This is a genomic window from Kitasatospora sp. NPDC058965 (genome assembly GCF_042741245.1).
Taxonomy (GTDB): Bacteria; Actinomycetota; Actinomycetes; order Streptomycetales; family Streptomycetaceae; genus Kitasatospora.
Map to the genome: position 1 here is coordinate 14,458 of NZ_JBHYKG010000054.1, position 20,084 is coordinate 34,541.

The following is a 20,084-nucleotide window of genomic DNA, read 5'->3' on the forward strand; positions in this document are numbered from 1 at the left end:
TCGGGCGGGGTGGCCAACTCCTGACCGCGCCGGGCGTGTTGGCGAAGCACCGCCGTTCGGTCCGGCGGCACCCACCGGGAACGAGGACGGATGGACACGCGGAGGAGGCGCCGGCACACCGGCGCGCTCGTCGGGGCCGCGGCCCTGCTGGCAGCCGCACTGGTCGCGTGCACGGGCCAGGCAGGCACCGGCACAGCAGGCAGCGGAAGCGCAGGCGCCGGCACGACGGGCACCACCGGCGCGGGTGCCCTCACCGACCGTGCGCCCTGTCCGGGGTCGACCGGCTTCACCTGCGGCACGCTCACCGTGCCGCTCGACCGCACCGGCGAGCGGCCCGGACAGCTGCGGCTGAAGGTCGCGGTGGCGGGCAACGCCCACGCGCCCAGGGGCGACCTGCTCTTCCTGGCCGGCGGCCCGGGCCAGCCCGGGGTGCCGCTGGTGAGCCGGATCGCCCAGCGCCTGGCACCCGTGCTCGGGCAGTACCGGCTGGTGATGGTCGACCAGCGCGGTACCGGCGCCGGCGCGCTGCGCTGTCCCGCGCTCCAGGACCAGATGGGCTCCTCCGACCTCGCGGTGCCCACCGCGCAGGCCGTCACCGACTGCGCCGACGCCCTGGGCCCCGACCGCCGGTTCTACGGCACGGCCGACACCGTGGCCGACATCGACCAGCTCCGCGAAGCCCTCGGCGCCGACCGGCTCACCGTGGACGGCGTCTCGTACGGCACCTTCGTGGCCGAGCGCTACGCGCTGGCCCACCCCGACCGGGTGGCCCGACTGGTGCTGGACTCGGTGGTGCCGCAGCAGGGCTACGACCCGCTGGACCTGGCCGCGCTGCCCGCCGCCGCCCGGGTGCTGACGGACGGCTGCCACGCCGACGGTTGCACCACCGACCCGGCCGCGGACCTCGCCGCGGTGGTCGCCCGCTACCACGACGGACCCGCCGTGCTGGACCTGCTGACCAGCTACGAGTTCGTCGACCCCGACTACCGGGGCATCCCCGAAGCGCTGCACCAAGCCGCCCAGGGGCACCCCGAGCAACTGCAGCAGGACATCGCCACCACCCACCAGGGCGACGCCGCCACCGCCGACCAGCTCAGCCAGGGGCTGCACGCCGCCGCCCTGTGCGCCGACGGCCGGTTCCCGTGGGGCGGCGCCGACACCGCCGTGCCGGACCGGGCCGCCGCGCTGGACCGCGCCCGGCAGCAGCTCACCGCCGCGCAGACCTGGCCGTTCGACGCCGCCACCGCGACCGGCCTGGGCAGCCTGCTGAGCTGCTTGCCCTGGCCGCAGGAGGCGGTGCCGGCCGCGCCGCCGGCGCAGCAGGCCCTGCCCCGGGTGCCGGTGCTGCTGCTGGGCGGCGACCGGGACCTGTCGACCCCGTTGGAATGGCTGCACCAGGAGGCCGCGTCGGCCCCGCTCGGGCAGGTCGTGGTGGTGCCCGGCGCGGCGCACTCCGTCCAGTCGCACGCCACCAGCGACGTCGGGCGGCAGGCCGTCTACGACTTCCTGCTGGCTCCCGACCGGAGCGGCCCGGTGACTGGCTGACGTACGGCGGTGGCCGGCGGTGCCTTCCTGCGGACCGGACGGCCGCAGGGCGTTCATGAGAATACGCTGGGAACCCCCTGGGCAGGCACGGCCTGGTGCGGCGGGGGTGTGAGGGCCCGGTGGCGGGGCAGACGTAGCCGGGCCAGGCACCGGCTCAGTAATTCTTAAAAAACGAGGATTACGTTGACCGGGCTCGCCCACCACCGCCTCTCACGAAGGGGAAGCCGCCGGTGACCAGCCTGCTCCACCCCGCCCGTCCCGCCGCCAAGGGCTCCGCTGCCAAGGGCTCCCCCGCCAAAGGGGGCGCTGCCCAGCAGTCCACCGGAGAGCAGCCCGCCGCAGCACGCAGAACGCTGCGCGAACGGGCCCGCTACCTGCGTTGGCTCGCCTGGCCGGTCTACTTCTTCGCGCTCTGGCGGTACATCGCGGACAACGGTGTGCCCTACCAGAACGACCTGGTCTTCTGCTGGCTGATCGGCGCGCTGATCGCGGCGGCCGTGCACAGTGGGCACCGGTTCGGCTGGTTGCGGGTGCTGCGGGACTGGCTGCCGGTGATGGGCGCGGTCTACGTGTACTCGCTGCTGCGCGGCTACGGCGCGCACACCCCGTGGGCCGTGCACTGGGCGCCGCAGCTGGCCTTCGACAGGGCGGTCGGCTTCGGCCAGGTCTGGACGGTGCGGCTGCAGCACTGGCTGTACACCCCCGGCCACCCGCACTGGTACGACTACCTGGCCACCACGGTCTACATGTCGCACTTCTTCGCGGTCTTCGTCATCATGGCCGCGCTCTGGAAGCGGCGGCACGACCGGTTCACCCGCCTGGTCGCGTTCTACCTCGCGCTGACCTTCGCCGGCTTCGCCACCTACGTGCTCTACCCGGCCGACCCGCCGTGGCTGACCGCGCAGAACGGGCACCTGCCGGAGCTGACCCGGGTGGTCTCGGACGTGCTCACCCAGAGCGGGCTGCCGCGGGCCGGGTCGCTGTTCGAGAACGGCAGCCGGTTCGACAACGACGTCGCCGCGATGCCCTCGCTGCACGCCGCCTACCCGATGATGCTGGCGCTGTTCTTCTGGCCCACCGCGGGCCGGAAGCTGCGGGTGCTGCTCGTGCTGTACCCGCTGGCGATGGCGTTCAGCCTGGTCTACGGCGCCGAGCACTTCGTGATCGACATCCTGATCGGCTGGCTGTACGCCGCGGTGGTGGTGCTCGGACTGGGCCGCTGGCTGGACCGGCGGGCGGTGCGGAGGGCGGCGCGGGCCGAAGCGGCGGTCCAGGAGGCCCCGGTACAGGAGAAGATCTCCGCGTAGCAGACTGGTCCCGTGCGCCCGACACCCGAACAGCTCGCCGCCGCCCAGGACTCCACCATCCCCGACGTGATCGCGCCCGGACTGCGGGTGCTGTTCTGCGGGATCAACCCGGGCCTGTGGTCCGGGGCGACCGGGCACCACTTCGCCCGACCCGGCAACCGGTTCTGGCCGGCCCTGCACCGCTCCGGCTTCACCCCGCGCCAACTGCAGCCGCAGGAGCAGGGGCAGCTGCCGGGGCTGGGCCTGGGCATCACCAACGTGGTGGCCAGGACCAGCGCCAAGGCGGACGAGCTGTCCCGGCAGGAGCTGCGGGAGGGCGGCGCGGTGCTCGCCGCGAAGGTGGCGGAGTTCCGGCCGCAGGTGCTGGCGGTGCTGGGCATCGGCGCGTACCGCACGGCGTTCGGGCAGCCGCGTGCGGTGGTCGGGCGGCAGGCGCAGGGGCTCGGCGGCACCGAGGTCTGGGTGCTGCCCAACCCCAGCGGCCTGAACGCGCACTACAGCCTGGACGCGCTCGCGGCCGAGTTCCGCGTGCTGCGCGAGGCGGTGGACGGCGGGGCGGCCCAGGGGCCGCCGCCGGACTCCCGCCCGCCCCGCCCGCCCGCGCCGAGCGCGGGCTGACGAGGCCGGCCCGGCACCCTCAGTCCGCCGCCGGGCGCGGGCCCGTGTACACACCCCGGGCCCGCATCCGCAGCGGCTCCTCCTGGTACTCCTCCATCGCGTGCGCGAGCCAACCGGCGGTGCGGGCGACGGCGACGATCACCTCGCCCGCCTCGCCCGGCATGCCGTTGGCCAGGGCGAAGGCGGCCAGCGCGAGGTCCATGCTCGGGTGCTGGCGGGCCCCCGGGCCGGAGGCGGCGTCCACCAGCGCCTCCAGTGCGGTGAGCACCTCCGCGGCGAACGGCAGCTCCCGCATCGCGCTGAGCAGCTCGACGGCCCTGGGATCGCCGTCGGGGTACACCCGCACGCCCAGGCCAGGGATGTCCCGGCCGGTGCGGTGGTGGTACGAGACCACGTCGGCGGCGCTGCCGGAGTTGATCACGTCGATCAGCAGGCCGTAGGCCAGTGAGCCGATGGCGCCGTGCAGCGGGCCGTCCAACGCGCCCAGGCCGGCCGACACCACCGCGTACGGGTGGGCGCGGGCCGAGGCGGCGACCCGGGCGGCGACGGTGGAGACCGCGAGGTCGTGGTCCATCATCAGCACCAGTGCGCGGTCCAGGCAGCGCAGCGCCGCGGGGCCGGGGATCTCGGGGGCGAGCCGGCCCCAGAGCCGGGCGGCCAGGGTCGGCTCCGGGTAGTCGGGCGCGCAGCGGGGCAGTGCCTCGACCATGGTGCCGATCAGCGCCGCGCCGGAGGCGCGCACGCTCTCCTCGCGCAGGTCGAAGCGGGTCGGGTCGGTGGAGCCGGCCACGGCGACGGCGATCCGCAGCCGGTCGGTGAGCCTGGTCCGCGGCGGCAGCGAGTCGCCGGTGCGGGCCAGCAGCGGGGCCAGCCCGGCGGGTGGGCGCAGCGTGACGCCGGGGGTGGTGCCCAGGCCCCAGAACCAGCCGACCGCGGCCTCGAAGCCGTGCTCGCGGGCGAGTTCGATGGCGTCCGCGCCGCGGTAGTAGAGCCGGCCGTCCTCGATAAGGGTCAGCGCGGTGCGCACCGTGACCGGCTCGTGCGGCGACTGGCGCGGCGGGCGCCGACCGCGCGCGGTGAGCTCGGCGACCTCGACCGGGTCGAAGGTGCTGCCCTTGCCGCCCGGGGCCCGCTCGCTGCTGAGCTGCCCGCGGCTGGCATAGGCGTAGACGGTCTCCACCTTGACTCCGAGCAGGTCGGCGACCTGCTGCGTGGTCAACCGCTCGGTGGGGTGCTCAACCATGGATCCGCCTCCCTGGTGGCGTCGATCTGTACGGCGGGGCGTCCAGTTGTCCCGTGGTGCATCCAGGTGGACCGTCCAGGATCCGTCTGGACGACGTCCGGTCCATCTGGACGACGTCCGGTCCACCTGGCTGCCCCGAGTCCACCTGTACCGGCGGCCATCCATCTTGACCACCCGTGCACAGCAGTATGGACCCTCCATGCATACATTGACTAGCAATCAACATTGACAATATGAATCCATACTCGGACAGTACGAAGAGTCAGCAACAGGCAGCACGAACCTCCGCAAAGGGGTCCACCATGAACGTCGCCACCACCCCCGCCCAGGCCCCCGAGACCGCCCCCGAGACCGCCCCCGCCCCCGCCCGGACCGCCGACCCCAGCCAGATCGACGTCCCGCGCGGACTCAAGGGCGTCGTGGTCACCGAGACCGGGCTGAGCGACGTACGCGGCACCGAGGGCTTCTACCACTACCGCCAGTACTCGGCGATCGACCTCGCCCAGCAGCGCACCCTGGAGGACGTCTGGCACCTGATGCTGCTCGGCGAACTCCCCGACGAGGCGCGGCTCGCCGCCTTCCGTGCCCGCACCGCACGGCTGCGCCACCTCCCCGCCGCGCTGCGCCCGCTGCTGCCCGCGCTCGCCGCGGCCACCGCCCGCGGCGGCGCGCTGTCCGCCCTCGGCGCCGCGCTCTCGGTCGCCGCCGCCGACCGCGGCATCCGCCCGCTCTACGACACCGCGCCCGAGCAGCGGATCGAGGACGCGCTCTTCGCCACCTCGCTGGTCCCCACCCTGCTCACCGCCCTCTACCGGCTGCAGCACGGCGAGCAGCCCGTGGAGCCGCGCGAGGACCTGGGCCACGCCGCCAACTACCTCTACATGCTCACCGGCGAGGAGCCCGCCCCCGCCGCGGCCCGGGCGGTCGAGCAGTACCTGATCTCCACGGTGGACCACGGCTTCAACGCCTCCACCTTCACCGCCCGGGTGATCGCCTCCACCGGCGCCGACCTGGTGGCCTGCCTGCTCGGCGGCCTCGGCGCGCTCTCCGGACCGCTGCACGGCGGCGCCCCCAGCCGGGCGCTGGACACCCTGGACGAGATCGGCACCCCGGACCGGATCGACGACTGGATCCGCACCCGGGTCCTGGCCGGCGACCGGATCATGGGCTTCGGCCACCCCGTCTACCGCACCGAGGACCCGCGCTCGCGGATGCTGCGCGGCATCGCCCAGGGCTTCGGCGGCGAGCTGGTGGACTTCGCGGTCACCGTGGAGGAGCGGGTGGAGGCGATCCTGGCCGAGCTGAAGCCGGGTCGCGAGCTGCACACCAACGTGGAGTTCTACGCAGGAGTCGTCATGCACCTGTGCGGCCTGCCGCGCGAGATGTTCACCCCCACCTTCGCCGCCGCACGGGTGATCGGCTGGAGCGCCAACATCCTGGAGCAGGCCGCCGACCCCAAGATCATCCGCCCCGCCGCGCGCTACACGGGCGCCCCCGCTCCGCAGCCCGTTCCCGCGCGCTGACCACCCGCCGGCCGGGCCTCGCCTCGCGCCCGGTCCGCGGGACAACCGTCAGCGGCGCTCCGTCAGCGGACAGGCTGCCGACGAACGGGCTGCCGACGGACGGGCCGCCAACGGACGGGCTGCCGACGGACGGGCCGCCAACGGACGGGCTGCCGACGGACGGGCCGCCAACGGACGGGCTGCCGACGGACGGACCGTCAACGGCCGCCGAACCCCTCGTCGGTGGAGACGATCTCCCGGCCCAGCGGCATCAGCGAGACCGGGATCATCTTCAGGTTCGCCCAGCCGAACGGGATCCCGATGATCGACAGGAACAGCGGGATGCTGGTCAGGAAGTGCCCGATCGCCAGCCACCACCCCGCGAAGACCAACCAGATCACGTTGCCCACGCAGGAGGCCGCCCCGGCGTCGGGCTTCTCCACGGTGGTCCGCCCGAACGGCCAGAGCATGAAGAACGCCAGCCGGAAGGCGGCAATGCCGAAGGGAATGGTGATGATCAGCACGCAGCAGATGATCCCCGCGATGGCGTAGGCGATCGCCATCCAGAAGCCGCAGAAGATCAGCCAGAGGACATTGAGAATGAAATTGACCACCTTCATGGCCCAAGCCTTGCACGGGTGCCTCGCCTGAGCCCACCCCGGCGCGCATTCGTGGTCCGCACCGCGGCGGGCCCCGGAATCCGCCCGGCCGGCCGGTGGCCCACCCGAAATTCGCGCCACCGCACGGAGATCCCGCATCGCCCCCGCCGACCGCCCACCCCGGCCGCATTTCCGGGAACGCCGGGAGCACCGGGAGCACTGGAAAAGCCGGGAGCACCGCGAACGCCGGGCCACCCACCGCCCCCACCCCCACCCCACCGAACCCGCATTCCCAGGACCGGGCCGAGCCCCGCGGCATAGGATTGCCCTGGCACTCGCCAGTCCGCCGCCCCCGGAGGGTCGATGAGCCGTCGCCGCCCCACCCGCCATGCGAGCGCGGACGAGCTGCTGACCGAACTCGGCCGGCTCACCGCGCAGGCGTTGGAGCGGGCGGAGCTGCAGCAGGCACGGGTGGAGCTGGCCGAGGCGCTGCAACGCGAACTGCTGCCGGCCGAGCTGCCCGGGCTGCCGGGACTGCACGCCGCCGCCCGGTACGCGCCGGCCCGGCACGGGCTGAGCATCGGCGGCGACTGGTACGACGGGTTCCGGCTCCCGGACGGCGCGCTCGCCTTCTCGCTCGGTGACGTGCAGGGCCACGACGTGGAGGCCGCCGCCTTCATGGGCCAGGTCCGGGTGGGCCTGCGGGCCGTGGCGGCCACCGCCACCGACCCGGGCGAGGTGCTCAGCCGGGCCAACGACCTGCTGCTCTCGCTGGACACCCGGCTCTTCGCCACCTGCAGCTTCCTGCGCTTCGACCCGGTGACCCGGGAGCTGGCGCACGCCCGGGCCGGACACGTGCCGCCGGTCTGGGCCACCGCGGACGGCGCCTGGGGACCGTGCGAGGACGAGGGCGGGCTGCCGCTGGGCGTGGTGCCCGGCGAGCGGTACCCGGTGACCCGCCGCCGGCTCACCGGGACCGGCGCGTTCGTGCTGGTCACCGACGGGGTGGTGGAGGGCCCGGCGTTCCCGATCGAGGCGGGCCTGGAGCAGGTGGCGAAGGCGGTGCGGGCCGGTGCCGCGTCCGACCCGGCCGAGCTCGCCACCGAGGTGCTCGCGGTGGCCGACCTGACCGGCCACACCGACGACGCGGCCGTGCTGGTGCTGCGCCACACCGAGTGACCGCCCCCACCCGCAGCCGCGCGTGTCATCCGGCGGAACTCCCGTCCCGCGTAGTCTGATGCTCCTGTGCCGCAGATCCAGCTCCGCCCACCCGCCGTCACCGGCCTGCGGATCCTGGCGGTCGCCGCCGCCTACTTCCTGGCCGGGCGGATCGGCCTGCTCCAGCAGGTGGTGGTGGCCGGGGCCAAGGTCACCCCGCTGTGGCCGCCCACCGGCATCGCGGTGACCTGTCTGCTGCTGCTCGGCCTGTCGGTCTGGCCGGGGATCGCGATCGGCGCCTTCCTGGTGATCGCCTCGATCGGCACCGTGCACCCGAGTTCGCTGGCGATCACCGCCGGGAACACCCTGGCCCCCGTCGCTTCCTACCTGATACTGCGCCGGGTCGGCTTCCGGATCGAACTGGACCGGCTGCGCGACGGCGTGGCCCTGGTCTTCCTCGGCGCGCTGGGCGGCATGCTGATCAGCTCGACCCTGGGCACCCTGGTGCTGGTCTGGGACGGCTCGCTGCCGCTGTCGAGCTTCTGGTCCACCTGGTCGGCCTGGTGGACCGGGGACGCGATGGGCGTGCTGGTCTTCACCCCGCTGCTGCTGGCGCTGCGCACCGCCCGGATCCCCGCCGACGCGGGGCCGTTGGACTGGGTGGAGCCCGCCCTGCTGCTGGCCGGCACCGCCACCGTCACCCTGATGGCCACCTCGACCCGGCTCAGCCTGCTCTTCCTGGTCTTCCCGCTGCTGATCTGGGCCGCGCTGCGGTTCCAGCTGATCGGCGCCGCGCCCTGCGTGCTGCTGGTCTCGGTGCTCACCGTGGCCTCGGCCGGGGACCACACCGGCCCGTTCACCGGCCAGGGGCTGGTGGCCGAGATGGTGATCCTGCAGGCGCTGAACGGCTGCGCCGCGCTCACCGGCCTGCTGCTGTCCGCGATCATCGCCGAGCAGAAGAACACCTACACCCGGATCGAGCAGGCCTGCCTGGGCCTGGCCGAGGTGGTGGCCCGGCTGGCCCCGGGCGAGAGCGCCGCCCAGTGGCCGCCCCCGCACGAGAGCGACCACCGGGACTGAGCCGCTACCCGCGGTCGTCGCCCGCGCGGCCGAGCAGGATCGGATTGGTCAGCGCGGCCATCGGCCCCCAGGGCAGTGCCGGCCCCATGGTGTTCCCCTTGCCCGGGGTGCCGTCCGCCAGCGGGTGGCGGACCTCGGCGCGCACGTAGCTCGCCAGCGAGGGGGTGGTCCGCCAGGTCACCGTCCCGGCGCCGGAGGCCGGCAGCGACTCCTGGTGCAGCTGGCCCTCGTCGGTCACCAGCCGGACGGTGCCGTTCGGGACGCCCGAGACGGTCAGCAGCACGTCCACCGGTGCGTCGGCCGGCACCGCCAGCCGCTCGCCGATCCCGGCCCGCTGCCCGTGCCCGGTGGCGGTGAACTCCAGCTCCACCGCGCTGGACTCGGCCAGCCAGCTGCGCCCGGCGCGCAGCCCGGCGAGCACCTGGTCCCGGGTCAGGTCCTCGGCCAGCACCACGTTGTGCGGGGAGCCGATCACCTGCGGCACGCTGTGCGCGTCGCTGTTGCCCATCGCGGGCAGCCAGTCGCGCCCGGCCCGCAGGTCCTCGGCCAGGTGCGAGTCCCAGGCGTCCACCGCCGACTCGTCGTCGTAGGTCCACGGGCCGTTCCAGACCTCGACCAGGTCCGCGCCCTGGTAGCCGAACTTCCACTGGCAGGCCACGTAGGGGCCTGGGGGCACCCCCGGCCGGAGGCTGGGGGAGGGTGGGCCGGCACCACCAGGCCGCCGGCCCGGTGCACCTGACGGACGAACCGGGCGTAGGCGTTGTCCCGGGCCCGGTAGCGCCAGTCGACCCACTCCCCCGGCTCGATGCCCAGCGCCAGCCAGTGGCCGTTGCGGGTGGTCACCTCCTCGCCGGTGACGATCAGCAGGTCGTCCCCGGCCAGCGGTCCCCAGACCCGGTGCGAGGAGGAGGTGTTGTGGTCGGTGGTGACCATGAAGTCCAGCCCGGCCGCCCGGGCGCCGGCAGCCACCTCCTCGGGCAGTCGGCGGCCGTCCGAGTAGACGGTGTGCAGGTGGCAGTCGCCCCGGTACCAGGCCCGGCCGCGACCCTTGGCACGGTCGGCCGGGTAGGCGACCGGCGCGGCCGGACCGTCGTCGCCGAAGGTCAGGGTGGCCTGGACCTGGTAGTCCAGGCCCTGCGGCGCCACCTGGTAGGGACCGAGCACCACGTGCCAGGTGCCGGCGTTGACCGGGCCCGGCAGGTAGCCGGGGGTGGCGTCCGTGGCGCTGATCGCGAACGAGGTGCGGAACCCGCCGGACCAGCCGCGGAATCCCGGCCCGCCCAGCTCGGTGCCGCGCTCGTCGAAGATCCCGATGTCGCAGGAGTTGCCGGGAGTGCCGGCCGGTACCGCGGGCCGGTCGTAGCTGTAGGAGACCGCGATCTCCCGGACCCCCTCGGGCACCTCGACGGGCAGGTGGACGAAGTCGGCGGCGCCGGTCTCCAGGTGGCCGCTGACGGTGCTGCTGGTGGTGCTGCCCGCGGGCCGCGGGGCGGCGGCGGCCGCGAAGGCGACCGGCCCCAGGGTCAGCGCGGTCGCGGCGCCCGCCACCAGGCCGGTGCGCAGCAGCGCCCGCCGGTCCAGTCCGGCCTCCGGACCGGCCTCCGGCTCCTCGTGGTGCCCGCAGCTGTCGTGCTCGCACATGGTGGTCCTCCCCGCTCTCCCGCGGGCCGGTCGGCCCGCCCCCGCGCTGCCTTTCCGCACCGGGTGAACCGGTGCGGACCGCGGCGCGACCGGCGGGTGAGCGTTGGACCAAACCGCGGTCAGGCCTCCAGCAGCTCGTCCAGGCCGGGGCCGGCCATCGAGGCGGTGAACTCGACCACCTGGTACTCGGCGACCCCGGCCCGGTGGAACACGTCCTCGGCCAGCAGCGCGTCCAGTGCGGCCCGGTCCGCGGCCCGGGCCAGCAGCACGCCGCCGGTGCGCGGCACCCGGCGGCCGGAGGCGAGCAGCGTGCCGGCCGCGTACTGCCGCTCCAGCCAGGCCACGTGCTCGGGCAGCAGGGCGTCGATCCGGTCCAGCGGAGCGGTGTAGGTCAGGGTGACGACGAACAACGGGGTGCGCCTTTCGTGCGGCGGAGTGCGGGGGTCCGGCGGCGGGGCGGTCGGGCAGGCGGGGCGGTCGGGCAGGCGGGGCGGCGGGCCGGCAGACGGGTCAGCGCCGCCCGGCCAGCTGCTCCAGCCGGGCGATCCGCTCCGGCATCGGCGGGTGGGTGGAGAACAGCCGGGTCCCGGCCTGCCCCGCCCCGAACGGGCTGGCGATCATCATGTGACTGGCCGTCTGGATCTGCGGCTCGGCCGGCAGCGGCCGCTGCTGGGTGCCCACCTCCAGCTTGCGCAGCGCGCTGGCCAGCGCCAGCGGGTCACCGGTGATCCGGGCCCCGTCGGCGTCGGCCTGGTACTCGCGCGAGCGGCTGACGGCCAGTTGGATCAGCGTGGCGGCGAGCGGGCCCAGGATCATGATGGCCAGGAAGCCGAAGAGCCCGGGTCCGTCGTCGTCCTCGTCGCGGCCGAACGGGATCAACCAGGCGAAGTTCACCAGGAACATGATCACCGAGGCCAGCGCTCCGGCCACCGACGAGATCAGGATGTCGCGGTTGTAGACGTGGCTGAGTTCGTGCCCGATCACCCCGCGCAGCTCGCGCTCGTCGAGCAGGTGCAGGATGCCGTCCGTGCAACAGACCGCGGCGTTGCGCGGGTTGCGGCCGGTGGCGAAGGCGTTGGGTGCCGCAGTCGGCGAGATGTAGAGCCGGGGCATCGGCTGCCGGGCCGAGGTGGAGAGCTCGCGCACGATCCGGTACAGGCCCGGCGCCTCGATCTCGCTGACCGGGCGGGCCCGCATCGCGCGCAGGGCCAGCTTGTCGCTGTTCCAGTAGGCGTAGCCGTTGGTGGCGAGCGCGAGCAGCAGGCCGACGATCAGACCGGTCCGTCCGAAGAAGCTGCCGATCAGGATGATCAGCGCGGACAGTGCTCCGAGGAGCACGGCCGTTCGCAGTCCGTTGTGCTGGCGGTGCACGGCGGCCCCTCCATGTGGTGCGGTGGGAAGCCCTCTGTTCACATCCCTCGTTGCCTGGACAACGCAGGGAGCCGGGGCCCGGGTTCCCTTCCTCGCACGTCCCGGCCCCGCCCGCAGCCGGGGCGGGGCAGCCGGGCGATCAGAAGAGCGAGCCGGAGACCACCTGGAGCACCAGCTGCGGGGCCACCGAGAGGACCACCGCGCCGACCGCGGCCAGCCCGAGGGTGGCGGTCAGCGGCCCGGGCGTCCGGGCCGGCTCGACCTGCTCGCCCGGGGCGAACAGCCTGGCCGTCCAGAAGAGGTAGTAGTACAGCGCGACCACCACGTTGACCGCCATGACCACGGCCAGCCAGCCGAGCCCCGCGTCCACCGCGGCGCGGAAGACCACCACCTTGCCGAACAGGCCGACCACGCCCGGCGGCAGCCCGGCCAGGCAGAGCAGGAAGAAGGCCAGCGCCAGCGCCGCGAACCGGTTGCGGGCGAACAGGCCCCGGTAGTCGTCCAGCCGGTTGGCCGGGTGGGTGCGGGCCACCAGGGCGGCCACGCCGAAGGCGCCCAGGTTGACCAGGCCGTAGATCAGCGCGTACGCCACGGTGGCGCCCAGCGGGTGGGCGCTGCCCGCGTAGCCGGCCGCCGCCAGCGGCACCAGCAGGTAGCCCGCCTGCGCCACCGAGGACCAGGCCAGCAGCCGCACCGCGCCCTGCGCGGAGTCGGTGCGCTGGCGCAGCGCGGCCGCGTTGCCCGCCGTCATGGTGACCGCCGCCAGCACGGCCAGCAGCAGCCCCCAGGTGTGGCCGTACGGCTTCAGTGCCAGCGAGGTGACCAGCGCCAGCCCCGCGAACCCGGCCGCCTTGCCGACCACCGAGAGGTAGCCGGCCACCGGCACCGGCGCGCCCGCGTAGGTGTCCGGCACCCAGAAGTGGAACGGCACCGCCGCCACCTTGAAGGCGAAGCCGACCAGGGTGAGCATGCCGCCCACCTCGGCCAGCGGCTTCAGCTGCGCCGGCAGGTGGCCCAGGCCGTCGGCGATCGCGCCCAGGTAGAGGCTGCCGGTGGCCGCGTACAGGAAGCCGACGCCGAGCAGCATCACCGCGGTGGCGGTGACCGAGGAGAGGAAGAACTTCAGCGCGGCCTCGCCGCCCTTGCCGTCCCGCTTCAGCGCCACCAGGGCGAAGGACGGCAGCGAGACCACCTCCAGCGCGACCACCAGGGTGGCCAGGTCGCGGGCGGCGGGCAGCAGCGCGGCGCCGCTGGCGCTGCTGAGCAGCAGGAACCAGTACTCGCCGCCCGGGAGCCCCTCCTCGGACACCGTGACGACGGAGAGCAGCGCGGCCAGCAGCGCGCCGCCCAGTGCCAGCAACTGGAAGGCGAGCGCGAAGTGGTCCGCCACGTAGGAGCAGCCGCCCGTGCCGCAGAAGGTCGAGCGGGGCGCGCCGTGCACCAGCGGCAGCAGCGCGGCCAGCGCGCCGAGCAGCGCGAGCGCGGTCAGCGCCCCGAGCCACCGCTTGGCGCCCGGCGGCAGCAGCAGGTCGGCCAGCAGCACCAGCAGCGCGGCGGCCGCGGCGATCAGCGGCGGGGCGATCGCCACCCAGTCCACCGACTGGATCAGCGAGCCCGCGTTCGGCACGGCGAGGTTCACGGCCTGCCCCATCAGGTGAGTGGTCGTCAGCTGGGTGGTCGTCATCGGTCAGCCCCCCGCCAGCAGCTGCTTGACCACCGGGTCGGACAGCGTCAGCAGCAGGGCCGGCCACAGGCCCGCCAGCAGGGTGAGCGCGGCCAGCGGGGTCCAGCTGACCGCCTCGTAGCCGCGCAGCTCGGCCGGCTGGACGGCGGCCGGCTGGGCCGGGTCGCCCATGCAGACCCTGCGCACCACGACCAGCAGGTAGCCCGCGGTCAGCAGGGTGCCCAGGCCCGCCAGCACCATGAAGACGAGGAAGGCGGGCCGGTCCAGTCCGGCCCCGGGCCGGAAGGCGCCGAACATCGCCAGCAGCTCGCCCCAGAACCCGGCCAGGCCGGGCAGCCCGAGGCTGGCCACCGCGCCGAAGGCCAGCAGCGCGCCCAGCCGCGGCGCCCGGCCGTACAGCCCGGCGCCGGTGGCCCCGGCCAGGGTGTCCAGGTCGGCGGTGCCGTAGCGGTCCTTGAGCGCCCCGACCACGAAGAAGAGCAGGCCGGTGATCAGGCCGTGCGCGATGTTGGCGAACAGCGCGCCGTTCAGGCCGACCGGGGTGAGCGAGGCGATGCCCAGCAGCACGAAGCCCATGTGGCCGACCGAGGAGAAGGCGATCAGCCGCTTCAGGTCGCCGCCGCGCCCGGGCCGGGCCAGTGCCAGGCAGGCCAGCGAGCCGTAGACGATGCCGACGGCGGCCAGCGCGCCGAGGTACGGGGCGAAGGTGGCGGTGCCGTCCGGCACGATCGGCAGCAGCACCCGGACCAGGCCGTAGGTGCCCATCTTCAGCAGCACGCCGGCCAGCAGCACCGAGCCGACCGTGGGGGCCGAGGTGTGCGCGTCCGGCAGCCAGCTGTGCAGCGGCCAGGCCGGCGCCTTGACCATCAGCCCCAGGCCGATCGCCAGCGCGGCCAGCAGCTGCGTGGTGTGGCTGAGCCCGGCGCCGTGCCGGGCGGCGAGCTCGGTCATGTCGAAGGTGCCCGCGCGCAGCCCGACCAGCAGGAAGCCGAGCAGCATCACGGCCGAGCCGAGCAGCGTGTAGAGGATGAACCGGAAGGCCGAGGCGGTGCGGGCCCCGCTGCCCCAGCGGGCGATCAGGAAGTACATCGGGATCAGCACGATCTCGAAGGCCACGAAGAAGAGCAGCAGGTCCAGCACCAGGAAGGTGGCCAGCATGCCGACCTCGAGCAGCAGGAAGAGCCCGGTGAAGGAGACCGCCGACGGGGTGCCCGCGCCGTCCGGCAGCTTCCTGGTCGAGTAGAGCGCGCACAGGAAGGTGAGCAGCGCGGTCAGCACCACCAGCGGCAGCGAGACGCCGTCCACGCCGAGGTGGAAGCGGACGCCGAGCGCGGGGATCCAGGAGACGTCGACGGTGCCCTGCATCCGGCCCGGGTGCCGGTGGTCGAAGCCGGCCGCAAGCGCCGCGGCGAGCGCCAGCACCAGGCCGGTCACCACCGCGTTGAACCGCAGCGCGCGCCGGTCCCGCAGCGCCGGGTCGGCCCCGAACAGGCCGGGCGCCAGCGTGGCGGCGGACGCCACCAGCGGCAGCGCCAGGAGCGCGATCAGGAGCGCGTTCATCTGGGACCCCCCTCAAGGACGGACTGGGCTGCGGCGGACCGGCGGCGGATCATGCGCCCACCGCCACGAAGACCGCGACGAGCACCGCGCCGGCCAGCAGCGCGCTCAGGTAGGTCTGGGCGTTGCCGGTCTGGCTGCGCCGCACCACCCAGCCGAGCAGCCTGGCCGCACCGCCGGAGCCCTGCACGTAGGTCTCGATCACCTCGCGGTCCAGGAAGCGGACCAGCGCGGCGGCGCCGAGGGTGGGACGGACGAACAGCAGCGAGTAGAGCCGGTCCAGCCGGAAGCCGTGCTGGGCCGGTCCGTGCAGCGGGCCGAGCAGCGCCCGGCCGGGGTCGGCGGACCGGGACCGGGCGGTGGCGCTGCGCCAGGTCGCCCAGCAGACCAGGATGCCGGCCACGGCCAGGCCGGTGCCGATCACGCCGGTGTTGGCCGAGGGGCGCAGCGAGCCGCCGTCCAGCAGCGCGGGCAGCCAGTCGGGGTTGAGACCGGCCACGCCGAAGCCGATCGCCGGGATCGCCAGCACCCAGAGCGGCCAGCGCATCGCGGCCGGTTCGGCGTGCCCCGGGTCGACCTCGTCCACCTCGGGCGAGTAGGGCGCGCCCGGCTCGGGGGCCGCGGTCGCGGCGGCTGCGGTGCCGGCGGCCGCCGCGGCCGGGAAGGCCAGCAGCCAGAGCCGGGTCGCGTACACCGCGGTGAGCAGCGCGGTCAGCCCGCCGGCCAGCAGCACGATCCAGCCGGCCGCGGTCGGCACGGCGCTCGCCGGGCCCACCCCGTTGGTCAGCGCCTCGCCCGCGGCGGCCTTCTCGGCGGCGGTCAGCACCGCCTCCTTGGAGAAGAAGCCGGAGAACGGCGGCAGGCCGATCAGCGCGACCAGGCCGATGCCGAGGGTCCAGCGCGCGTCCGGCACCTTGTGGCGCAGGCCGGGCAGCCTCGACATGGCGGTCAGCGAGTTGGTGTGCGCGGCGTGGATCAGCACGCCGGCCGAGAGGAACAGCAGGGCCTTGAAGGCGCCGTGGCTGACCAGGTGGAAGACGGCCGCCTCGCGGTCGCCGCTGGCCAGCGCGCCGGCCATGTAGCCGAGCTGCCCGACGGTGGAGTACGCGAGCACCCGCTTGATGTCGTCCTGGGCCAGCGCGGCCAGCGCCGAGCCGACCATGGTGACGGCGGCCAGCACCGCCAGCACCACCAGCGCGGCACCGGACAGCAGGAAGACCGGCAGCAGCCGGGCCACCAGGTAGATGCCGGCCGCGACCATGGTGGCCGCGTGGATCAGCGCCGAGACCGGGGTCGGGCCGGCCATCGCGTCCGGGAGCCAGGTGTGCAGCGGGAACTGCGCGCTCTTGCCGGCCACGCCGCCGAGCAGCAGCAGCGCGGCCAGGGTGGCGTGGTGCAGCTGCCCGTGCCCGGCGGCGTCCAGCACCTGGGAGATCCGGAAGCTGTGCGCGTCGCCGGCCAGCACGAAGATGCCGAACAGGAACGGCACGTCGCCCAGCTTGGTGACCAGGAAGGCCTTGAGCGAGGCGGACCGGGCGTCCCGGGTCTCCCAGTGGTGGCCGATCAGGAAGTACGAGCAGATGCCCATGATCTCCCAGCCGACCAGCAGCACCACCAGGTCGCCCGAGTAGACCACCAGGAACATCGCGGCGGTGAACAGCGAGACCAGCGCCGCGTACGACGGGTAGCGCGGGTCCGCCGCCAGGTAGGCGGTGGAGTAGATCTGCACGCAGGTGGCGACCAGGCCGACCAGCACGGTGATCAGCGAGGTGTAGCCGTCCAGGTGCAGGGCCAGCGAGATGTCGGGGCCGCCGGTCGGGGTGAGCCGGGTGGCGGCGTCCAGGGTGCGGCCGGTGCCCAGCTGCAGCGCCACCACGAGGGCGAGCACCGCGGCGGCCAGCACCGGCAGGATCGCCAGCGGGCGGGTCCACCGGGGCGCGCGGCGGCCGGTGGCCAGGACGGCGGCAGCGCCGAGCGCGGGCAGCGCCGGGACCAGCGCGGGGAGGGCGATGTTCACGAGACGGCCTGGCCCTTCGGCGCGGGGTCATTCGGCACGGGGTCGGACACCGGCTCCGCCGCGGGGGCCGGGACCTCGGCGGCGCGGTCGCCGAGCGCGGTCAGCCGGTCCACGTCGGCGGTGCCGCGGGCCCGGAAGACGAGCAGCACGATGGCCAGGCCCAGGCCGATCTCGGCGGCGGCGACGGTGATGGTGAAGAGGGTGAGCGCCTGCCCGGCGTGCAGCGCGTCGCGCAGCCAGGCGTCGAAGGCGACCAGGTTGAGGTTGACGGCGTTGAGCATCAGCTCGACCGACATCAGCACGAGCACGGCGTTGCGCCGGGCGAGCACGCCGTACGCGCCCACGCTGAACAGCAGCGCGGCGAGGACGGCCGGGTAGACGAGGTGCATCGGGGCGTCAGCGCTCCTGCCGGGTGGTCAGCTTGCCGGGCCGCGGCCGGGCCCGGCCCGAGCCGGTGCGGGAGATCACGATGGCGCCGACCAGGGCGGCCAGCAGCAGCACCGAGAGCGCCTCGAAGGGCAGCACCCAGTGGCGGAACAGGCTGGCACCGGTGACGGCGGCGGAGCCGCCGCCCGCGCCCAGGTCGATCCAGGAGGTGCGGAAGGCGTCCACCACCAGGGTCACCAGGGTGGCGGCGGCGGCCAGCGCGACGCCGAGCGCCACCCAGCGGTTCTTGGAGTCGGCGTCCGGCGAGCGCCCGATCGGGGCCTTGGTGAGCATCAGCCCGAAGAGCACCAGCACCACCACCGAGCCCAGGTAGATCAGCACCTGCACCCAGGCCACGAACTCGGCGGTGAGCAGCAGGAACTCCACCGCCAGGCCGCCGAGCGCGACGACCAGCCAGAGCGCGGCGTGCACCATCTGCTTGGTGGTCACCGAGACCACGGCGGCGCCGAGCACCACCAGGCCGACCAGCAGGAAGACGATCTCCACGCCGGTGGGCGACAGGAAGCCGCGCGGGGCCGCGTCCAGCGGGCCGGCGGCGGCGAGCAGGAACCCGGTCACGAAGCATCACCGGCCGCGGCCGCCAGCTTGTCGGCCGCCTTGCGGGCGGCGGCGATCTCCTTGGGCTCCTCGGCCGCCGGGTCCAGCGCCGGCGGGGCCGGCACCGTCCACATCCACTCGCGCAGCTTGTCCCGCTCGTGGGTCAGCTCCAGGATGTCGGTCTCGGCGTACTCGAACTCCGGCGACCAGAAGAGCGCGTCGAACGGGCAGACCTCGATGCAGATCCCGCAGTACATGCAGAGCGAGAAGTCGATGGCGAACCGGTCCAGCACGTTGCGGGTGCGGGCCCGGGCGTTCGGGTCCGCGGCCGGCAGGGTCTCCTTGTGCGAGTCGATGTAGATGCACCAGTCCGGGCACTCGCGGGCGCAGAGCATGCAGACCGTGCAGTTCTCCTCCAGCAGCCCGATCACCCCGCGGCTGCGCGGCGGCAGCAGCGGCTGGGTGTCCGGGTACTGCGCGGTGACGGTCCTGCGGGTCATCGTGCGCAGGGTGACGGCGAGGCCCTTGGCCAGGCCGGAGCCGGGGAGGTTCACTGGGAGATCGCCACCTTGATGATGCCGGTCAGGGCGAGCTGGAGCAGGGCGAGCGGGATCAGCACGGTCCAGGCGAACTTCATCAGCTGGTCCTCGCGCAGCCGGGGGAAGGTGACGCGGGCCCAGATCACCACGAAGGCCAGCGCGAAGGTCTTCAGCAGCGTCCACAGCCAGCCGAGGCTGTCCGGCAGCGGGCCGTGCCAGCCGCCCAGGAAGAGCACCGAGGTGAGTGCGCAGAGGACCAGGATCCCGCCGTACTCGGCGAGCAGGAAGAACGCGAAGCGGATCCCGGTGTACTCGGTGTACGCGCCGAAGATGATCTCCGAGTCGGCCACCGGCATGTCGAACGGCGGGCGCTGCAGCTCGGCCAGGCCGGCGGTGAAGAAGACGAAGGCGCCGATCGCCTGCCAGGGCAGCCACCACCAGTGGAAGGCGTCCAGGATGCCGGGCAGCGACAGGGTGCCGGCCGCCATCGCCACCGAGGCGGCGGCCAGCAGCATCGGCAGCTCGTAGCTCATCAGCTGGGCGGCCGTGCGCAGGCCGCCGAGCAGCGAGAACTTGTTGGCGCTGGCCCAGCCGGCCATCAGCGCGCCGAGCACGCCGATGCCCATCACGGCCAGCACGAAGAAGATGCCCGCGTCCAGCGCCTGGCCGACGAAGCCGTGCGGTCCGACCGGGACGGCCAGCAGCACCACCAGGTAGGGCAGCAGCGCGACGGCCGGGGCCAGCTGGAAGACCCGCCGGTCGGCGCCGGCCGGGACCACGTCCTCCTTCTGCGCGAACTTCACGCCGTCGGCGACCAGCTGGGCCCAGCCGTGGAAGCCGCCGGCGTACATCGGGCCGAGCCGGCCCTGCATGTGCGCCATCACCTTGTGCTCGGTCTGACCGATCACCAGGGGCAGGACCAGGAAGACCACCAGGGCGCCGAGGCAGCGCAGCAGCGTGTCGAGCAGGTTCACGCGCCGTCTCCGTCCTGGGGGGTCTCGGTGGGGGGATTCCGGTCCGGGGGCTCCGCAGCCGGGGGGTTCTCGGCCGGGGGGACCTCGGTCGGGGGCTCCGCAGCCGGGGGGTTCTCGCGCTGCGCGGCGCCGGCCGGCGGGACCTCGCCCGGCGGGACCTCGGCCTTCGGCTCCGGCCGGGGCGCGGTCTGCCAGGGCGCGTCGGCGCCCCGGGTCCGCTCGACGGGGGCCGCCGCCTGGCTGGCCGAGCCCTCGGTGATGCTCC

At 74.3% G+C, this 20,084-nt stretch carries 17 protein-coding genes and 2 pseudogenes; 6 read left to right on the forward strand and 13 right to left on the reverse strand.

Translation table 11 applies throughout. The features are described from left to right. The first annotated feature begins 90 nt into the window (after nucleotides 1-90). The 3 genes from ACFW1A_RS12105 (at nucleotide 91) to mug (ending at nucleotide 3,470) form a co-directional block, all read left to right on the forward strand. A complete protein-coding gene (locus ACFW1A_RS12105; RefSeq protein ID WP_380407826.1) occupies nucleotides 91-1,545 on the forward strand; it encodes an alpha/beta fold hydrolase in 1,455 nt (484 codons plus the stop codon). A gap of 230 nt (nucleotides 1,546-1,775) precedes the next feature. Further along, the gene (locus ACFW1A_RS12110; RefSeq protein ID WP_380407829.1) at nucleotides 1,776-2,852 is read left to right on the forward strand and encodes a phosphatase PAP2 family protein; all 1,077 of its coding nucleotides are present in this window, start codon (nucleotides 1,776-1,778) and stop codon (nucleotides 2,850-2,852) included. Between the two features lie 12 nt (nucleotides 2,853-2,864). Further along, on the forward strand, nucleotides 2,865-3,470 hold the full coding sequence (gene mug, locus ACFW1A_RS12115) for a G/U mismatch-specific DNA glycosylase (protein WP_380407831.1): 606 nt from the start codon (nucleotides 2,865-2,867) through the stop codon (nucleotides 3,468-3,470). A 19-nt stretch (nucleotides 3,471-3,489) separates the two neighbouring features. On the opposite strand, the gene ACFW1A_RS12120 is transcribed toward mug, so the two are convergent. Further along, a complete protein-coding gene (locus tag ACFW1A_RS12120) occupies nucleotides 3,490-4,713 on the reverse strand; it encodes a citrate synthase (protein WP_380407833.1) in 1,224 nt (407 codons plus the stop codon). A 302-nt stretch (nucleotides 4,714-5,015) separates the two neighbouring features. Here ACFW1A_RS12120 and ACFW1A_RS12125 point away from each other — a divergent pair, with 302 nt between their 5' ends. Continuing rightward, the gene (locus ACFW1A_RS12125; RefSeq protein ID WP_380407835.1) at nucleotides 5,016-6,236 is read left to right on the forward strand and encodes a citrate/2-methylcitrate synthase; all 1,221 of its coding nucleotides are present in this window, start codon (nucleotides 5,016-5,018) and stop codon (nucleotides 6,234-6,236) included. 197 nt (nucleotides 6,237-6,433) lie between these two features. On the opposite strand, the gene ACFW1A_RS12130 is transcribed toward ACFW1A_RS12125, so the two are convergent. Further along, on the reverse strand, nucleotides 6,434-6,835 hold the full coding sequence (locus tag ACFW1A_RS12130; RefSeq protein WP_380407837.1) for a YccF domain-containing protein: 402 nt from the start codon (nucleotides 6,833-6,835) through the stop codon (nucleotides 6,434-6,436). A gap of 342 nt (nucleotides 6,836-7,177) precedes the next feature. Between ACFW1A_RS12130 and ACFW1A_RS12135 the strand changes: the two genes are divergently transcribed. Beyond that, nucleotides 7,178-7,993 (forward strand): PP2C family protein-serine/threonine phosphatase, encoded by an 816-nt coding sequence (locus ACFW1A_RS12135; RefSeq protein WP_380407839.1) that lies wholly within the window; start codon nucleotides 7,178-7,180, stop codon nucleotides 7,991-7,993. A 66-nt stretch (nucleotides 7,994-8,059) separates the two neighbouring features. Beyond that, nucleotides 8,060-9,052: an MASE1 domain-containing protein gene (locus ACFW1A_RS12140; protein WP_380407841.1), complete on the forward strand. Its 993-nt coding sequence runs from the start codon at nucleotides 8,060-8,062 to the stop codon at nucleotides 9,050-9,052. Between the two features lie 4 nt (nucleotides 9,053-9,056). On the opposite strand, the pseudogene ACFW1A_RS12145 reads toward ACFW1A_RS12140, so the two are convergent. The 11 genes and pseudogenes from ACFW1A_RS12145 to ACFW1A_RS12195 all read right to left on the reverse strand — a co-directional run. After that, nucleotides 9,057-10,693, reverse strand: a pseudogene (locus tag ACFW1A_RS12145) (CehA/McbA family metallohydrolase). A 119-nt stretch (nucleotides 10,694-10,812) separates the two neighbouring features. Beyond that, nucleotides 10,813-11,103, reverse strand: coding sequence for a YciI family protein (locus ACFW1A_RS12150; protein WP_380407843.1), 291 nt, complete (start codon nucleotides 11,101-11,103; stop codon nucleotides 10,813-10,815). 100 nt (nucleotides 11,104-11,203) lie between these two features. After that, nucleotides 11,204-12,064 (reverse strand): zinc metalloprotease HtpX, encoded by an 861-nt coding sequence (gene htpX / locus ACFW1A_RS12155; protein ID WP_380407846.1) that lies wholly within the window; start codon nucleotides 12,062-12,064, stop codon nucleotides 11,204-11,206. A 139-nt stretch (nucleotides 12,065-12,203) separates the two neighbouring features. After that, on the reverse strand, nucleotides 12,204-13,748 hold the full coding sequence (locus ACFW1A_RS12160) for an NADH-quinone oxidoreductase subunit N (RefSeq protein ID WP_380407848.1): 1,545 nt from the start codon (nucleotides 13,746-13,748) through the stop codon (nucleotides 12,204-12,206). 3 nt (nucleotides 13,749-13,751) lie between these two features. Then, nucleotides 13,752-15,308 (reverse strand): NuoM family protein, encoded by a 1,557-nt coding sequence (locus ACFW1A_RS12165; protein ID WP_380407850.1) that lies wholly within the window; start codon nucleotides 15,306-15,308, stop codon nucleotides 13,752-13,754. Between the two features lie 49 nt (nucleotides 15,309-15,357). Next, nucleotides 15,358-17,322, reverse strand: coding sequence for an NADH-quinone oxidoreductase subunit L (locus ACFW1A_RS12170; protein WP_380407852.1), 1,965 nt, complete (start codon nucleotides 17,320-17,322; stop codon nucleotides 15,358-15,360). Further along, nucleotides 17,319-17,711, reverse strand: coding sequence for an NADH-quinone oxidoreductase subunit NuoK (gene nuoK / locus ACFW1A_RS12175; protein ID WP_380407854.1), 393 nt, complete (start codon nucleotides 17,709-17,711; stop codon nucleotides 17,319-17,321). The genes ACFW1A_RS12170 and nuoK overlap by 4 nt, the downstream gene beginning before the upstream one ends. Nucleotides 17,712-17,718: 7 nt before the next feature. Then, complete coding sequence (locus ACFW1A_RS12180) at nucleotides 17,719-18,327, reverse strand: NADH-quinone oxidoreductase subunit J (RefSeq protein ID WP_380407856.1); 609 nt, start codon at nucleotides 18,325-18,327, stop codon at nucleotides 17,719-17,721. Continuing rightward, nucleotides 18,324-18,806, reverse strand: a complete 483-nt coding sequence (locus tag ACFW1A_RS12185; RefSeq protein ID WP_380407859.1) for a 4Fe-4S binding protein — start codon at nucleotides 18,804-18,806, stop codon at nucleotides 18,324-18,326. The genes ACFW1A_RS12180 and ACFW1A_RS12185 overlap by 4 nt, the downstream gene beginning before the upstream one ends. 50 nt (nucleotides 18,807-18,856) lie before the next feature. Then, nucleotides 18,857-19,813 carry an NADH-quinone oxidoreductase subunit H gene (locus ACFW1A_RS12190; RefSeq protein ID WP_380407862.1) on the reverse strand — a complete coding sequence of 319 codons (957 nt, stop codon included), beginning with the start codon at nucleotides 19,811-19,813 and terminating at the stop codon, nucleotides 18,857-18,859. Between the two features lie 2 nt (nucleotides 19,814-19,815). After that, a pseudogene (locus ACFW1A_RS12195) lies at nucleotides 19,816-20,084 on the reverse strand (hypothetical protein); the annotation flags it as partial.